At 73.9% G+C, this 16,542-nt stretch carries 11 protein-coding genes; 5 read left to right on the forward strand and 6 right to left on the reverse strand.

Features of this window, described 5'->3' with window-relative positions; translation table 11 throughout:
• The 4 genes from QJS33_RS14670 to QJS33_RS14685 all read right to left on the reverse strand — a co-directional run.
• The coding region (locus QJS33_RS14670) for a DUF2510 domain-containing protein (protein WP_306368523.1) at positions 1-1,125 on the reverse strand (1,125 nt) is incomplete at its 3' end.
• Between the two features lie 99 nt (positions 1,126-1,224).
• Positions 1,225-1,836, reverse strand: a complete 612-nt coding sequence (locus tag QJS33_RS14675) for a hypothetical protein (protein WP_306368524.1) — start codon at positions 1,834-1,836, stop codon at positions 1,225-1,227.
• Positions 1,837-1,969: 133 nt separating this feature from the next.
• Positions 1,970-3,724: a substrate-binding and VWA domain-containing protein gene (locus tag QJS33_RS14680; protein ID WP_306368525.1), complete on the reverse strand. Its 1,755-nt coding sequence runs from the start codon at positions 3,722-3,724 to the stop codon at positions 1,970-1,972.
• A 417-nt stretch (positions 3,725-4,141) separates the two neighbouring features.
• Entirely contained in the window at positions 4,142-5,884 is a 1,743-nt protein-coding gene (locus tag QJS33_RS14685) for a substrate-binding domain-containing protein (protein ID WP_306368526.1), read from the reverse strand.
• Positions 5,885-6,407: 523 nt separating this feature from the next.
• Between QJS33_RS14685 and QJS33_RS14690 the strand changes: the two genes are divergently transcribed.
• The 5 genes from QJS33_RS14690 (at position 6,408) to QJS33_RS14710 (ending at position 12,025) form a co-directional block, all read left to right on the forward strand.
• A complete protein-coding gene (locus tag QJS33_RS14690) occupies positions 6,408-7,064 on the forward strand; it encodes a hypothetical protein (RefSeq protein ID WP_306368527.1) in 657 nt (218 codons plus the stop codon).
• 85 nt (positions 7,065-7,149) lie between these two features.
• A complete protein-coding gene (locus QJS33_RS14695) occupies positions 7,150-7,992 on the forward strand; it encodes an RNA methyltransferase (RefSeq protein WP_306368528.1) in 843 nt (280 codons plus the stop codon).
• A 54-nt stretch (positions 7,993-8,046) separates the two neighbouring features.
• Positions 8,047-8,967 (forward strand): 2-hydroxyacid dehydrogenase, encoded by a 921-nt coding sequence (locus tag QJS33_RS14700; RefSeq protein WP_306368529.1) that lies wholly within the window; start codon positions 8,047-8,049, stop codon positions 8,965-8,967.
• Positions 8,968-9,044: 77 nt separating this feature from the next.
• Positions 9,045-10,694 (forward strand): bifunctional 3'-5' exonuclease/DNA polymerase, encoded by a 1,650-nt coding sequence (locus QJS33_RS14705; protein WP_306368530.1) that lies wholly within the window; start codon positions 9,045-9,047, stop codon positions 10,692-10,694.
• A gap of 164 nt (positions 10,695-10,858) precedes the next feature.
• Positions 10,859-12,025, forward strand: coding sequence for a C40 family peptidase (locus tag QJS33_RS14710; RefSeq protein ID WP_372339660.1), 1,167 nt, complete (start codon positions 10,859-10,861; stop codon positions 12,023-12,025).
• A 907-nt stretch (positions 12,026-12,932) separates the two neighbouring features.
• Here the strand turns inward: QJS33_RS14710 and QJS33_RS14715 are convergent.
• A complete protein-coding gene (locus QJS33_RS14715) occupies positions 12,933-14,690 on the reverse strand; it encodes a gamma-glutamyltransferase family protein (RefSeq protein ID WP_306368531.1) in 1,758 nt (585 codons plus the stop codon).
• A gap of 179 nt (positions 14,691-14,869) precedes the next feature.
• Positions 14,870-16,360 carry a hypothetical protein gene (locus QJS33_RS14720; protein ID WP_306368532.1) on the reverse strand — a complete coding sequence of 497 codons (1,491 nt, stop codon included), beginning with the start codon at positions 16,358-16,360 and terminating at the stop codon, positions 14,870-14,872.
• Between the last annotated feature and the right edge of the window lie 182 nt (positions 16,361-16,542).

The following is a 16,542-nucleotide window of genomic DNA, read 5'->3' on the forward strand; positions in this document are numbered from 1 at the left end:
GCCGGGGGTGCCCGGGGCGGCCTCGGCGGGACGGTTGCGCTCCTCCTCTGCGCGGCGCTCGGCCTCCTCGGCCTGCCGCTCGGCCTCCTCCTCGGCGCGCTTGCGGTCCTCCTCCGCGCGCCTGGCGGCCTCCTCGGCCTGGCGCTCGGCCTCTTCCTCGGCGCGTTTGGCGGCCTCGGCCTCGGCCTCGCGGCGCTGCTCCCTGCGCTCCTCGGAGAGGTCGCTCCAGCCCTCCTTGAGGCTGCCCAGCAGCTTGTTGAACCGCCCGCCCTTCCTGCCGCCCTCGTCCTCGTCCTCGTTGGAGGCGCCGCCGGAGAACATCGGGTCGTCGGGGTCGAAGACGGCCGTGCCGCCCACTTCGCCGCCGCCGGGGGTGAACACCTTGGTGCCGGGGGTCCCGCCGACGTCGCTCGGGTCGAAGACCCGGGTGCCCGGGGTGTCGCCGATCTCTCCGGGGTCGAAGACGCGGGTGCCGCCCGGGGCGCCGGCGACCGCGTCGGAACCGGTGAGGTCGGAGGTGGGCAGGTCGTCGCTGAGGTCGGCGGTGGGGGCCTCGCCGCCGTGGTCGGGCAGTTCACCGGGGGACACGCGGATGGTGGCGCCGTCGTTGACGTCGCCCTGGGGGCGGGGTGCGGGGGAGGTGGTGCCGGGGGTGACGCGCATGGTCGCCCCGTCGCCGAGGTCCGCGGTGGGCTCCTCGTCGGGGGCGGGGATCCGGCCGGGGTTGATGCGGACGGTGCCGGGTTCGTCGTCCACGGGGGTGTTCGGCGGGGGGCCGACGGGGGTGGAGGGGCCCAGGCGCACGGTGCCGGGCTCGTCGTCGACCGGGGGGTGTCCCGCGCCCTGTCCCCAGGAGGAGGGGTCGATGCGCATGGTGCCGAGGTCGTCGTCGGCGGCTCCGGGTGAGGGGCCCAGGCGCACGGTGCCGGGCTCGTCGTCGGACGGGGGGCCGCCGGGCCCGCCGAGGTAGGTGGTGGCGGCCTCTTCGTCGTCGCCGGCCCCGCCACCTTGGAGTTCGTCCAGGGAGCGGGTGTGCCGCGTCCACTCGTCGCCGTTCCACCATCTGAGCGTTCGCGCGTCGCCCTGCGGGTCCGCGTACCAACCCGGCTCGATAGATCCACCCATGGGGGCCAGACTAAGGGGTTTCGGAACTCTGCTCGACCAGTGGATCCCGGTTCCTCGGTTTCCCGGGGGCATCCCGCCGCGCACTACTTCCCTGGGTGTTCAACTGATCACCGCATGTGTCGTCTCCGGTCGTGACGAGGCCTCCCGCCCGTCCCCGGCGAGCAGGCGCGCGGTGTCCAGGCGGCCCGGTCCCGGGTCGGTCGAACCCGGCACCTGGTCGTGGCCGAAGTGTCCGCCCCGGGCCCAGGCCCGCTCCCGGTCCTGCTGCGGGGCGGCCTCGGTGCCGGGCGTCCCCGCGGGCCAGGTGCGCGGCACCCCCCAGGAGTCGAGCCAGGCCAGCAGCGCGGACCGGCCGTGCATCGGGCCGTGGGTGAAGGGCTCGGAGTCGTGGGCGACGACGGCGATGATCAGGCACACCCGTCCCTCGTCGCCGTGGTCCACGTGCTGCCCGTAGTGGTGGGTGGACCCGGGGGAGGGGGTGCCCCGCCGGGTCGCCGGCAGGATCTGCACGGTCTCGCCCGACAGCGGGTTCCACACCAGGTGCACGGTCCGCCTCGCGGAGATCAGCCGTTCGGCCTCCTCCCGTGCCGACCACACGGTCGGGTCCGCCCCGGTCACGGTCCACACGGCGCGCGGGGCACCGATCCCGGGGCGGGAGTGCGCCTCGCCGCCGTCGATCCGCTCGACCTCGGGCATCCACGCCTTCGGCATCGCACGCTCCCAGGGGTCCGTCGTTCCCGGCCCTCTCTGTGTACGCCGACCGGTCGGAGAAGTCCATGGGGTCCCGGAAGGGGGCGGCGGCCGCAACGGCCGCCGCCCCCTTCCGGTGCGTCCCCGGTCCCCGTCAGTTCCCGGGCTCGGAGATGCGCAGCGAGAACGCCCTGATGAAGATGTCGCCGATCTCCGTCGGGTCCTCGGTCATGTACGCGGCACCGCCGGTCGCCGCGGCGATCTCCTGGAGCGGCTCCAGGTTCTGCACGTCGGGGCCGAACGCGATGGTGATGATCGGGATCGGCCGCGACGGGCTGGCGATCGACTCGATCTGCGACATCAACTCGTCCAGCTCCATGCCGCCGGGGTTGTCGTTGTCCCCGTCGGTGAGCATCAGGATGACGTTGTTGCGGTCGGGCCGGTAGGTCCGCGACATCTCCTGGTACGCGGCCAGGTAGGTCTCGTACAGCGCCGTGTCGCCCCGGGGCAGCGGCTCCATCGAGCCCAGCGCCTGGGACAGGACGGCGCGGTGCTCGTTGCCGTCGTCCCCGGTCGCCTGGAGTTCGCGCACCGGCGCGACCTCCTGGTAGTGCAGGTTGTTGTTGACGTTGGTGGAGAACCGCCACAGGCCCAGTTCGGAGCTGGGGGTGAACATCTCCAGACCCTGGGTGGCGGCGGCGCCGGTCACCTGCATGCGGGTCATCCCGGTGCCGGGTACCTCGGCCAGCATCGAACCGGAGATGTCGACGATCGCGAGCACGCGCGAGTCCATCTTCATCTGGTTCCAGGTGCGGGTCAGGTCGGTGATCGAACCCTCGGAGGGGGTCGGCAGCTCCTCGGGGGCGATCTCCAGGAAGCCGTGGTCGCCGCTGAGGACGGAGGTGTCCACCTCGCCCTCGGGGCCGCGGAAGCCCTCGGCGAGGATGTGCTCGCGCGCCGAGTCCGAGCGGATCGCGGTGCGGAACTCCTCGGCCGCGCGGGTGAGGTCGCCGTCCTCGGTGCGGACGAGGTAGGGGTAGTCGAGGTAGTAGGTGCCGCCTTCGAGGTAGTCGACCTGGACGGTGCTCTCGTCGTAGGCGGAGTTGTAGCGCCAGGCGGCCTGCTCCGACATCACCATGAGGGGCGGGGCCTCCTCGCCGCCGCCGCTGAGCGCCAGGAAGGCGGCCTCCTCGTCGGCGGAGGCGCCGCGGTGCAGCGCTTGGAGGGCCGCCGTCATGGTCGCGTTGAAGGTGTCGGTGTCGGGGCTGGCCTCCTCCAGGGCGCCGTGCAGCAGGTAGAGGGTGCCCAGGCCGGTGGAGTTGCGGGCCGGGTCGACGACCCGGACGGTGCGCTCGGCCGGCTCGCCGGGCGCGGTGGTCGGCACGACGTCCATCCACGTGGTGGGTTCGTCGGTCTCCTCGGCGTACGCGGCGAGCCGGGTCACGACCAGCGGGCTGCGGGCCACGGAGGTCCCGGTGTCGGTGAGGACGGCGTCGCCGGACTGGCTCTGGACCATGCGCGGCCACACCGAGGAGTCCGGGATCCACACGTCGGAGTCGGTGTCGCCCATGGTGGCGCCGGAGCCGGTGATGCCGAAGGCGACGTTGGCCGAGTCGACCTGGCGGACCTCGACGTGCACGCACCGGCCGTCGACGGCGGTGTCGGTGAGGTTGAAGTCGCGGGCGACCGCGTCGACGGCGGGCGCCAGCTCGGGGCTGACGGCGACGTCGAGCCGGATGTCGGAGCCGCCGCACCCGCCGGAGTTGCCGAACATGTACACGCCCACCCCCGCCAGTCCGACGACGATCACGAGGGCCGCGGCCAGGGCGGCGAAGGCCCCGCCGCGTCCGCGGCGGCGCCTGGACCGGCCGGGGGGTTCTTCTGCGTATCTTCCGCGGTGACGTCCCACAGCTTTCCTCACGGGGTGGTGTGTTCGGACGAGGAGTCGTCCAGGGGGATGGTGCCGTTACTGGAGCGGTCCGCCGGTACCGGTACGGGTGCCGGTGCGGGGCGGATCGGTGGGCCGGGACCGGGAGGGCGTCGGCCCGACCGCAAGGGTGTTACTGGTGGGAAAGGTACTCAACCTTCTGGAGCAGGTGGAGACGGGGCGTACCGGTCCATTCCGGTCGGGTGGGGGAGTGATCCGCGCCGCGCCCCCGTGCAGCCCCCGTCACCTTGGGAGATCCGTTCGCGGCCGCGGTGGCCTTCCCCTGGGATGCGGTCCGACCGAAAACCGATTCCGATACAGAATCGAGACCGTTTTCGGTCGGACCGCATCCTCGGGGAGACATCGGGGTGCGCCCGGTCCAGACCCGAGAAAAAAGCGTCAGTTGTCGCAATTGGGTACACAGAGCCGCCGCGAGATCGAGCTGAGGAAGATGTCGCCGATCTCGTCGGGATCGTCGGTGACGAACAGCGATCCGCTGGTCGCCGTCGCGACGGCACGCAGCTCCTCGCGGTCGGCCTGGTCGCCGAAGGCGATGATGAACAGGCTCACCGGACGCCGCGGGTCGAACCGGTCCTGGAGGGCGGCCACCAGCTCGTCGTGCGACAGGTCGCTGGACCCCTCGTCCTGGCCCGCGGTCAGCAGGATGACGCTGTTGATCTTGTCCTCGTCGTAGACGGACTGGACCTCGTCGTAGGCGGCCAGGATGTTGTCGTAGAGCCGTGAGCCGCCGCCCCGCACGTCGATGGTCTGCGCGACCTCGATCAGCTCCTGGCGCCGGGTGACCTCCCGGCCCTCCTCTGCGTCGCCCAGGCCGTGCATCTCGGCGGACTCCTCGCGGCCGGACTCCCCGTACTCCTCCGACATCAGCCACAGGCCCATGTCGGTGGCGTCGGGGAACAGGCCCAGGCCCATCAGCGCGGCCTGCCGGGCGGCCTCCATCCGGGTCCCCCCGTCGGCGCCGTCGAGGTCCTCGGCCATGTTGCCCGAGACGTCGGCGAGCACCAGGGTGCGGGTGGGCATGGACAGCCGGTTCCAGTCGGTGACCGAGGCCAGCAGGGCGTCGCCGGTGAGGTCGCCGTGGACCGGGGGGGCCGTCGCGGTGATCCCGGGGCGGGCCGCCAGGGCGCTGGAGGCCTCCCCGTTCGGGTCGCGGAACCCCAGCTCGCGCAGGCGGTCGCGGTAGGCGTCACCGCGCAGCACCTCGTACAGGTCGGCGGCGGCCGAGCGCAGGGCGGGGGTGTCGGTGGTGGTGACGTAGGGGTAGTCCAGGGAGACCGTTCCCTCCTGCGGGTAGTGCGCCTGCAACTGCGGCGCCTCCCCGGTGCGGTTCGCGTTGTAGGACACCACGGCCTGCTCGGGGACCACGATCACCGGGGCGGGGCGCGTCCCGTCGCGGGCGGCCCCGGTGAAGAAGGTGGCCAGGTCGATCTCGCCGAACGCGCTGTCGGTCTGCACGTCGCGCACGAAGTCGGTCATCGCGGTGTCGGCGTCGTCCCCGCCGCCCAGGTGGCGCCGGACCGCGTGCATCACCGTCATGCCGTCGGCGCCGCGGTTGGGGTCCACCATGACCAGCGGCCGGTAGGGGTCGCGCTCACCGGGCAGTACGACGGTCCAGTCGGTCTCGTCGGGGGCGGGCATGCCCTCGGTCCCCTCCGGTGCGGCCAGCACCACGGGGGAGGAGGCCAGCGAGGGCGGGTCGGTCTCGATGCCGTGGGTGCCCCCCGCGGACATGCGGGTCAGCTCCACCCAGGCGGAGGACTCGGGCACCCACACGTGCGGGGTGATGGTGGAGCCCGCGCCGGGGCCGCCGGCCAGGGCGGTCATGATCCGGTGCGGGGCGATCTCGTCCACCTGGGCGTACACGCAGTCCCCGCCGTAGGAGGGGCGCTCGGCGTTGAACTCGGTGGCCGCCTCGCGCAGCATCGGGGCCAGGCTCTGGGTGGCCGACACCCGCAGGTAGCGGGTCTCCCCGCAGCCGAGCGCGCCGATCCCGAGGGGGACGGCGATCGCGGCCGCCGCGATGAGCGCGACGACGACGGCACTGATCCCCAGCGGCGACCGCACCAGGCGGCGGGTCGTCGCGAAGGTCGGTGAGGTGAGGCGGTGACGTCCACTGGACACGGGCACTCCGGGGCGTTGCCGCGGCCGGTCCCCGCGGGGCGCGGCGGGGTGTGGGGGAGTCGGCGCGGACGGGGACAGGGGCACGGGGACGGAGGGACTTCAGGGCACGGGGTGCGGCGCCGGGCACCTCGAACGCCGGGAGAGCGAACCGCCGGGAGAGCGAACCACCGCGCGCCCGACGGCGTCATACGGGACGAAAAGGGTTCACAACACCCTACGGCTTCTATGACCTGAGCCACTCTCCGCCATCGTCATCAGGACCTTACTCGTTGGTAACGCGGGAACGGAAGAGGCGGTGGGACCGGCCGGGAGGGCACCCGGACCGGCTCCGCCCCGAGGCCGGCGAGGTCCTCCCCCGACCAGAGTGGGGTGATCTCTTTGTTACCGTGCTCACCACGGAGCACACCGGTGTTCCCGTTAGGCTTAGGCCCCGCTCCAGGAGTCCGCCCCGGCACATACTCCCCATGGCCGCCGGCGCACACCGCGGAACCTCCCGTGACCGACGACCCCCGAGGGTTTTCGCATGTCCCTTGATCGTGATCACCGGAGCCGAGGAACACTCGGCACCGCTCTGCTCGCCGGCGCCTGCTGCGCCGGCGCGGTCGCCTACGGGGTGATCGTCGGCCCGTCGATGCTGCCGCCGCAGCAGGACGTGCAGGCCGCCACCGCCCTCAGCCCCGACCTGACCGGACTCGACACCGAGCCGGACGGCGACGAGGCGAGCGCGCCGCGCGGGCCGATCGGCACGCTGGAGATCCACGTCAGCGACCGCGACCGCGCCTGGGTGCAGACCCTGGAGTGCACCGGGAACGCCGAGGAGGACGCGCAGGCCTGCGCCGACCTGGCCGCCGTCGCCGCCGAGTTCCACGGCGAACCCGCGGGCAGCGCCGAACACCCCAGCTCCGGCGAGGAGGCCGAGCCGACCGAGGAGGAGGCCGACTCCGAGGCGGTCGACGGGGTCTCGACCGAGCCCACCACCGCCGCGCTGCCCGGCAGCGAGTCGCTGTTCACCGAGGTCAGCGAAGGCACCGTGTGCACCGACAAGCTGTACGGCCCGCAGGAGGCCACCGTCGTGGGCGTCTGGGAGGGCCACGAGGTCGAGACCACGCTCACCCGCAAGGGCTCCTGCGAGGAGGCCCGCTGGCAGCGGCTGCGCCCCCTCACCGACCAGATCATGTAGCGCGGCGCCGAGCCGTGTGACACCCCACCGGGCCGTGCGGCACCGCGCCGCGCCCGCCCCCGGGGACCGGGGATAATCGTCGTCCATGCACGTCATCGAGATCGACGACCCCGCCGACCCCCGGCTCGCCGACTACACCCGGCTGCGGGACGTGAACCTGCGCCGCCACCTGGAGGCCGAACACGGCCTGTTCATGGCCGAGGGGGAGAAGGTCATCCGCCGGGCCGCGGCCGCCGGGTACGCCCCGCGCAGCTTCCTGCTCACCCGGCGCCGCGCCGAGGCCCTGGCCGGCCTGGTCGCCGACGCCCCGCTGTACCTGGTGCCGGAGGAGACCGCCGAGCGGCTGGTCGGGTTCGACCTGCACCGCGGCGCCCTGGCCGCCTTCCACCGCAGGCCGCTGCCGTCCCTGGCGGAGGTCCTGGCCGGTGCGCGCGGCATCGTCGTGCTGGAGGACCTGGTGGACCACACCAACGTCGGCGCGATCTTCCGCAGCGCCGCGGGCCTGGGAGTGGACGCCGTCGTGCTGGCCCCGCGCTGCGCCGACCCGCTCTACCGGCGGGCGGTCAAGGTGTCGATGGGCGCCGTGTTCACCCTGCCCTACACCCGGCTCGACGACTGGTACGGCGGCCTGGACGAGCTGCGCGCCGCCGGGTTCCACCTCATGGCCCTCACCCCCGGTGAGGGCTCCCGGCCGCTGCGCGAGGCGCTGGCCGGGGCCGGGCCCGAACACGGAGTGGGCCTGCTGCTGGGCACCGAGGGCGACGGGCTGTCCGCGCGCTGGCTGGAGCGCGCCGACGCACGCGTCCACATCCCCATGTCCGGCCGCGACGTCGACTCCCTCAACGTCACCGCCGCGGCCGCGATCGCCTGCTACGAGCTGGCCCACCGCGACGGCGGCACCGCGCACCGCGGTGGGGGAGGGGCCTGACGGGCCCGGATAGGGTGGCGGCGGACACACGAGGACCAGCAGGGGGACCGATTCATGGCAGGCCGGGCACTGGTGCAGTGGGAGGAGAACCGCCGCAACGCGCCGGAGGCGCTCACGGTGGACGTCTACGCCGGGGGGCCCGCGCCGGACGGGCTCGACGACGTCGCCTTCTACCAGGTGCCCTACGCCCCCTCCACCCAGGGCGTCGACGAACGCTACGACGTCATCGGCCGGATGCCGAAGCTGGAGGTCCTCCAGCTGACCTCGGCCGGGTACGAGCACGTGCTGGACCTGATCCCCGACCACGTCACCCTGTGCAACGGGCGCGGCCTGCACGACGCCAGCACCGCCGAGCACACGCTGGCGCTCATCCTCGCCGCCCAGCGCGACCTGCCGCGGTGGGCGGTCGACCAGCGCGAGCACCGGTGGGGTGCGGTGCCGCTGCGCTCCCTGGCCGACCAACGGGTCGTGATCATCGGGTACGGCAGCATCGGGCAGGCCGTCGAACGCCGCCTGCTGCCCTTCGAGACCGAGGTCGTGCGGGTGGCGAGCCGGGCCCGGCCGGAGGAGGACGTGCACGGTGTCGACGAACTCCACGCCCTGCTGCCCGGCGCGAACGTCGTCGTGCTGATCACCCCGCTGAACGAACGCACCCGGGGGCTGTTCGGCGCCGCGGAGTTCGCGCTGCTGCGCGACGACGCCCTGGTGGTCAACGTCGGCCGCGGCCCGGTCCTGGACACCGGTGCGCTGCTGGCGCAGAACGGGCGGGTGCGCGCGGCGCTCGACGTGACCGACCCCGAGCCGCTGCCGGTCGACCACCCGCTGTGGGACGCGCCCGGCGTGTTCGTCACCCCGCACGTGGCGGGCGGGTCCGCGGCGTTCTACCCGCGCGCCCGCGCGTTCCTGGACGCCCAGCTCGCCCGCTGGGCGGCGGGCGAACCCCTGGAGAACGTGGTCCGGCCCGGCCGCCGGTAGAGACCCCGGGAGGGGCCGGTGCGGCCCCGGTTCCCGGGCGGCCGCCGATCGTCGGTACCGGGGACCACAATGGACGCATGAGGATCGCGGTGGTCGCCGACGGCGAGGGCGGCGGACGGTTGCGGCCGCTGGACGGGGACGGCCCGGAGCGGCGGGTCGACGACCTCGCCGCGGCCGTCCGCGCCGCCGAGGCCGACCGGCCCCGCTGGGTGTGGGCCGACACCCGCGACGTCTACCCCGACCTGGTGCGCGCCGGGGTGCGGGTGGAGCGCTGCCACGACGCGGCGCTCGTCGAGGCGCTGCTGCTCGGGTACGAGGGCCGCCACGGCGAACCCCGCTCCCTGGGCGCCGCCTGGTCCCGGCTGCACGGGCGACCGGTGCCCGCCGACCCCCACGAGCCCGCCGGGGAGGGCACGGCCGCCCAGCCCGCGCTCTTCGAGGCCGACCGCTCCACCCTGCCGCCGGACGCGGACCGGCTCGGCGCCCTGGCCGAGGTCCACGCCGACCAGCGGCGCCGCCTGTCCGCGCTGCCGCCCGGCATGGACCTGTTGGCCGCGCTGGAGTCGGCCGGGGCACTGGCCGCCGCCGAGATGTCCCACGAGGGCCTGCCCTGGCGGCCCGACCTGCACGACCGCATCCTCGCCGACCTGCTGGGCCCGCGGCCCCCGGCGGGGCGCCGCCCCCCGGTGCTGGCCGACCTGGCCGCCCGCATCGGCGAGGCGGTCGGCCGCGAGGTCAACCCCGACTCCCCGGCGCAGGTGCTCAGGGCCATGGCGTGGATCGGCCACCCCGTCGCCTCCACCCGGGCCCGGGAACTGGAGCGGATCGAGCACCCGGTGGTCCCGCTGCTGCTGCGCTACAAGGAGCTGTCGCGGCTGCACTCGGCCAACGGCTGGGCCTGGCGGGACGCCTGGGTGGACGAGCGGGAGGACCCCGCGGGGGTGCGCCTGGGCCGGTTCCGCCCCGACTACGTCGTGGGCGGGGTCGTCTCCGGGCGGTGGGCCACCCGGGGCGGCGGCGCCCTACAGATCCCCAAGGCGCTGCGCGGCGCCGTGCGGGCCGACCCCGGGTGGGTGCTGCTGCGCGCCGACGCCGGGCAGCTGGAGCCGCGCGTCCTGGCCGCGGTCTCGGGGGACACCGCCCTGGCCGAGGCGGCCGCCGAGGACGACCTGTACGCCCGCCTGGCCGTGCACACCGGCGACGACCGGGCCCGTGCCAAACTCGGCCTGATCTCCGCCATGTACGGCCAGACCGGCGGCGACGCCGCCCCGCTGCTGGCGCTGCTGCGCCGCCACTACCCACGGGCCCTGGAGTACGTGGACACCGCCGCCCGCACCGGGGAGCGGGGCGGGGTGGTGCGGTCCTGGCTGGGCCGGACCTCGCCCCGGCCCACCGGGTGGGAGCGGCGCACGGCCGGCCCCGACGGGGAGCGCCACCGGCGGGCGCACGGCCGGTTCACCCGCAACTTCGTGGTGCAGGCCGGGGCCGCCGAGTGGGCGCTGGTGCTGCTGGCGTCGCTGCGGCTGTCGATGCCCGGGGCGGTGGTCTTCTTCGTGCACGACGAGGTGCTGCTGCACGTGCCCCGGGAGCGGGCGCAGGAGGCCGTTCACGCGATCGACGCCGCTCGGGAGCGGGCGCGCACTGTCCTGTTCGGGGACACTCCGGTACGATTCCCCCTGGCCGTGACCGTCACAGAGGACTACGAAGCCACCCCCCGCCCCCGATGACCCTCTGACCAGGCCGTACCGAGTCGCCAGAAATCGGACGGCGTGGGCTTCTTGCAAAGGCGTCCGGGTGCACCCATTCTTGGACTCGGAACGTCATCGGAAAGGCGCGCGCCGTAGGGGTCCCCCACACCCCGGGTCGTTCAGAGAAAGGGCGAGACATCCCCGTGCGGAGCCGTAGATCTGCTTGCACCACTGCGGTCCTGGTGGCCGCCTTCACCGCGTTCGGGGCGGCCCCGGCCTGGGCCGACCCGGTCGTGGAGGACCGACCCCCCATCAGCGAACAGGTCGACCCCGACGCCCCCAGCGGGTCCGACCCCCGCCGGGAGCCGCAGGCCTCCGCCTCCCCGGAGGTCGCCGACCCCGACGACCTGCGCCACAACGCCTACGTGGCCCCCTTCCGCGAGGCGCGCAGCATCGAATACTTCGTGGTCGCCCAGGAGACCCTGCCCGCCCGGGCCGTGGACGCGGTCCGCGGGATCGACGGCGTCGAGCACGTGCTCACCGTGGACGCCGCCCGGGTCCTGATCGACGAGGAGGCCACGTCCGTGCTGGGCGTGAACCCCTCCACCTTCCGCAACCACGCCCCCGAGCCCTCCGCCGAGTCCGACGACATCTGGCAGGGCGTCGCCGAGGGGCGCATCGCGCTGTCCAAGACCGCCGGGACCGAGCGCGAGCTGGAGGTCGGCGGTGACGTCACCGTGACCGGCGGCCGTGGCGACGTGCCGCTCCAGGTGTGGACGCACGCCACCTCCGGCATCGCCGGGATCGACGCCCTGGTCTCCCGGGAGACCGCCGCCGAGCTGGGCATGCCCGAGGGCAACGCGCTGGTGGTCTCGGCCCCCGAGGCCGACCTGTGGGAGCTGTACGAGGACCTCGGCGAAGCGCTGGGCGAGGACGTGTCCGTCCAGCTGGTGGGCGACGCCCCCGAGCCGGCGGAGGACGGCGAGGCCGTGCCGTCGACGGTCATCGAGCGGGTCATCGCCAACGCCGAGTCCCAGCTGGGCGTCCCCTACGTCTGGGGCGGCACCACCCCGGGCGTCGGGTTCGACTGCTCGGGCCTGCTCCAGTGGGCCTTCCGCGAGGCGGGCGTGGACATCCCGCGCGTCACCCACGACCAGTGGAACGCGGGCGAGCGCATCGCCTTCGAGGACATGGAGCGCGGCGACCTCATCTTCTGGCGGTCGGACCCCACCGCGCCCGACTACATCTCGCACGTGGCGATCTACCTGGGCGACGGGATGATGCTGGAGGCGCCGCGGACCGGGCTGGACGTGCGCGTCACCCCGGTGCGCACTGCGAACTACGCCGGCTCCGTCCGCATCCGCACCTGACGTCCGGCGGGGCGCCGCCGGGGTTCCGCGGGCCCGGAACGGGCGCCTCCGAGGAGGGGTCCGCGGCCGTCGGCCGTCCGTGGGGGCAGGTGCCGCCGCCCGCCGGCCGTCTCTCGGCGGCGGTGGCGGGCGGCCCTGGAGACGCCACCGGTCGGTCGTGTCCCGTCGAGTGGTGTGAGAACACCGGCTGTTCGCACAAGGACGAGTCGCCGACCGGAGTGTCGTCGCCTCTGGTGCCCGGGGGCCGAACGAAGTCACACCGCTCGGCGGGACACCACCCACCGGTCTGGTCCGTCGGTCGCGGGAACCCGGTTCTGAGCGCTTCGCGGTCCTGTGCGAACGACACGGTGGTCGCGTCCCCCTGAAAGCCGGGGTGTCGCGACCACCGTCGGAACCCGGGTCCGCGGCCGGGTCATGTCCCGTGGAGTGGTGTGAGAACACCGGCTGTTCGCACAGGGACGAGTCGCCGACCGGAGTGTCGTCGCCTCTGGTGCCCGGGGGTCGAACGAAGTCACACCGCTCGGCGGGACACCATCCGCGGCCGGGGCCCGCGTGCGTTCGGCGGGCCGGAAAGGGACGGGTGCCCGGGAAAGGCGGTGGGCCGTGGTGCCGCCTCGTCGGCGGTACCACGGCCCACTGTCTCCTTGTCCGAAGGACCCGGCCGGGAGGGGAAGGCAGGCCTCGGTTCAGGAGGGGGTTGACAGGGGGCCGCTGAGGGAGGGGGAGACAGCGTGCCGACCCTGTCGGGATGGTCCTGGGGTGTGACGACGGCGTTCCGTCGCACAAGGACTACATAAGCAGCGAGCGGGCGATTTGGCAAGAGGCACGATCAAGGCAGGCAAGTGGTCCCAAACCCGGCTTAACGTGCAAAACGGCGAATCGGGTGTCCGTTTCGTTTCCGTTCGTCTCATCGCCCGGCCGCGTACCCCTGGGCCCCCCGCGCGTCGGCGGCCGCACGCAGCTCCCCGGTCTCCGGATCGCGGGCCACGGCCGCCAGCCGCCCCAGTGACCACGGCTCGGACACCCGCACCCGGTGCCCGCGCCGGCGCAGCTCGGCGATGACGTCCTCGCCCAGGCCCGGCTCCACGACCAGGTCGCCCGGGACGGTCTCCCGGGGGTGGAACGAGCTGGGGAAGGCGTTGGTGTGGAACATCGGGGCGTCCAGCGCCTCCTGGAGGTCCGTCACCCCGTTGAGGATGCGCAGCAGCGCCGTGAAGGCCCACTGGTCCTGCTGGTCGCCGCCCGGGGTGCCGATCGCCAGCACCGCCTGCCCGTCCTCCCGGGTGACCAGGGTCGGGGACAGCGTGGTGCGCGGCCGCCGGCCCGGGGCCAGGGCGTTGGGGGACTCCGGGTCGAGCCAGAACATCTGGGTCCGGGTGCCCAACGGGAAGCCGAGGGCCGGGATCACCGGGGAGCCGGTGAGCCAGCCGCCGCTGGGGGTCGCCGACACCATGTTGCCGCGGGAGTCCACCACGTCCACGTGGCAGGTGTCGCCGCGCTGCACGGTGGGCTCACCGAGGGTGCGGTCCGTCGGGGCCTCCTGCGCCAGGTGCACCGGCGGGGTGAAGGGCGTGCGCCCGGCCACGCTCCCGGGGCGCTGCTCCAGGGACGCGCGGCCGTCGTCCACCAGCGCCGCGCGCGCCGCGGCGTACTCGGCGGACAGCAGCTCCTGGAGCGGGACGTCGGTGAAGTCGGGGTCGCCGTACCACGCCTCGCGGTCGGCGAAGGCGAGCTTGGCCGCCTCGGTCACCCGGTGCACGAAGTCGGCGCCCTCTCCGCGGGTGCCCAGCGCCTCGGCCAGCCGCAGCTGCTGGAGCATGACGGGGCCCTGGCCCCAGGGGCCGGTCTTGTGGACGGTGTGGGCACCGTAGGAGACGCTCGCCGGGTCCTCGTAGGTGGCGCTCCAGTCGGCCATGTCCTGGGAGGTGAGCAGCCCCCGCTGCGGCTCACCGGTGGAGGAGGGCACCGGGACGGCCAGGAACGCGGCCACCGCCTCGGCCACGAACCCCTGCGACCAGCTGCGGCGGGCCGCCTCGATCTGCGCCTCGCGGTCGCCCCCGGCGGCCTCGGCCTCGGCGATGATCCGCCGGTAGGCGGCGGCCAGGGCCGGGTTGCGCAGCCGGGTCCCGGCGGCGGGCACCCGGCCGTGCGGCAGGTAGACCTGGGCGGAGCCGGTCCAGTGCCGGGTGAAGACGGGTTCCAGGGCGGCGATCGCCGCGGAGATCCGGTCCAGTACGGGGTAGCCGCGCTCGGCCAGGCCGACGGCGTGGTCCAGGACGTCGCGCACGGTCAGGGTGCCGTGGTCGCGCAGCAGCAGCATCCACGCGTCGAAGGCGCCCGGAACGGCGGCGGCCGACACCCCGCTGCCGGGGATGCGGTCCATCCCGGCGAACGCCTCGATCGTGGCGGCGGCGGGTGCCACCCCCTGGCCGCACAGGACCCGGACCGGCCCGCCCGCGGCCTGGAAGACCGCCGGGACCTCGCCGCCGGGGCCGTTGAGGTGCGGCTCGACGACCTGGAGGGTGAAGCCCGCGGCGACCACGGCGTCGAAGGCGTTGCCCCCGCGTTCGAGGATCGACATGCCGGTGGCGCTGGCCAGCCAGTGGGTGGACGCGACCATGCCGAAGTCGCCTCTGAGCTGGGGACGGGTGGTGAAACGGGCCATCGGAGGGGCCTCCAGGGGTAGCAGAGGTGGGGGAGCACGCCGTTCGCGGAACGGGATACCGGTCCGCGCAGGGTGACGTTACAGCACGTCCTGCGGGTGGGGGAGGGGTCGTGGGATGGGCGGAGGGGCGAACGCGCGAACGCCGGGGGCCCGCGGCCCCCGGCGTCGGTCATCGGTGTTTACCGCTGGCTCGGGACGCTCCAGGGCAGGGAGTCCCACAGCTCGCGCCATTCCTCGTCATCGACGGTGTCGAGCTCGGACACGGCGGCATCGGCGTCGTCGTCGGCCTTCTCGGCCTCGGTCACGGCGGCCTCGGCCTCGGCGGCCAGCTCGGCGATCAGGTCGGCGAGCTCGGCGACGACCTGCTCGACCTGGGCGCGCTCCAGCTCGTTCTCCTGGGCGCAGGTGTCGATGGCGGCGTTCTTGTCGCCCTCGTCGCCGTAGTACCAGACGGTGGCGAGCAGGCGGTCGCGCTCGGCGTCGTCCAGGTCCTCCTTGCCCAGGGCCTGCTCGACGAACTCGCCGCTGTCCTGGGCCAGCTGGGACCCGTCCAGGCCGGTCTCACCGGACTCGAAGTCCACGAACCGGTCCAGCAGGCAGTTCTTGACCTCGCGGGAGCCCTGTCCGGGCAGGGTGACGGCGTCGTCGACCGGGGTCTCGACGGGTGCCTCCGGGGTCTCCACCGGGACCTCGGGGGTCTCGACGGGCGCCTCGGGCGCCTCGGGAGTCTCGGGAGCCTCGTCGACCACATCGTCCACCGGGGTCCCGGGGATCTCCGGGGTGTCCGGGTCCTCCGGCACCGAGGGCAGTTCGTCGACCGGGGCCTCCGGCGTCTCGACGGGTGCCTCCGGGGTCTCGGGGGTCTCGACGGGCGCCTCGGGCGTCTCGGCCGGCAGCTCGGGGGTCTCGACGGGCGCCTCGGGCACCTCGGGAGTCTCCGGGGCCTCGGGGGTGTCGACGGGCGTCTCGGGGGTCTCGGGGCCCTCGTCCACGACCTCGTCGACCACCTCCTCCGGCTCCGGGGTCGCCTCGACGGGCTCCTCGGGCTCCTCGGCGGCCTCCTCCGCGGCCTCTTCCGCGGGCTGCTCGACAGGTTCCTGGGCGGGCTCCTGGGCGGCCCCGGGCTCCTCGACGACCTCCTCGGCCATCCGGCGCAGCTCCTTGACCTCCCACCGGTCCGGCTGTAGGTGGGCGGCCACGGCGACGCCGGGTCTGGCCATCCAGAAGAGGTCGCCGGTCTCCTCGGACAGGTAGGCCCCGTCCTCGAAGGCGGCGTCGCCCTCCACGAGTTCCAGCTCCCGGTCGGGGATGTGGCTGTACCGGCTCTCGCGCAGGTCGTCGAGGTCCTGGACGGCCTCGGAGCGGATCACGGAGACGCGGCCGTAGAGCTGGTCGGGTCCCTGTACCCAGGAGAGCTGAGACTGGCGCCCGCCCTGGCGGTCGGTGATGGAGGTGGCGTTGATGCCGTACCTCTCCAGACCGGGGGGCAGGTAACCGATCTCGTACCCGTCGAGGCTGTACGAGGACTGGCCCTGGCGGACGACCGGCCAGCTCAGCTCCCGCGCGTCCTCCTCGTCGGCGAGGGCGGACCCGGCGAGTCCGACCGGCCCCGCGGCGGCCAGGGCGACGACGCCGAGAGTCGCGACCCACCTGGTGCGGTGCTTGCGCATAGTGTTCCTTCCCATCGACTACTAATAGTGATAATTGCAGGGCTCTGCGTAATTATCGAGGGTCTCGAAGGCCAAGAATGTAACATGAAGTCATCAAGTGAATGCATACTGTGATAATCGGTGGGAGGCGGACAACATGACCGCGGACTGTTCCCGTGCGCTCCGCACCCCGTCACCGGGTG

Source organism: Nocardiopsis sp. CC223A, assembly GCF_030766825.1.
In the GTDB taxonomy this organism is placed as follows: Bacteria; Actinomycetota; Actinomycetes; order Streptosporangiales; family Streptosporangiaceae; genus Nocardiopsis.